Source organism: Chryseobacterium sp. SIMBA_028 (assembly GCF_046535285.1).
Lineage (GTDB): Bacteria > Bacteroidota > Bacteroidia > Flavobacteriales > Weeksellaceae > Chryseobacterium.
In genome coordinates this window covers 1-258 of sequence record NZ_JAWRWZ010000485.1, presented here as the reverse complement: position 1 = coordinate 258, position 258 = coordinate 1, and the positions used below count along the sequence as shown (strand labels likewise).

At 57.8% G+C, this 258-nt stretch carries 1 protein-coding gene; it reads left to right on the top strand.

The window, feature by feature from the left end; translation table 11 throughout:
- A partial coding sequence (locus tag SCA31_RS24215; protein WP_410699530.1) for a hypothetical protein occupies positions 1 to 258 on the top strand: 258 nt, incomplete at both ends.

The following is a 258-nucleotide window of genomic DNA, read 5'->3' as shown; positions in this document are numbered from 1 at the left end:
CAAGGGCAGTCAGGCGGTTTCCGCTTTGAAATGCCCACCGACCGTCCCCGCAACTTCAACGATGTCCTGCCTGCCGGGGGACTTTCGGGAATGTTCAAGACGCAGGGCCTCCCAACAGAACTCAAAGTGTCCTACTTCATTTGGGTGATTTGGGGCCTCTTGGCACTCCTGTTCGGACTGATCGGGTTCTTCGCGATCATTGCCGCGTTTGCGTTCATCCCGGGCTTAGCCGCCGTCCTCCTCGTTCTTTTGCTCCTG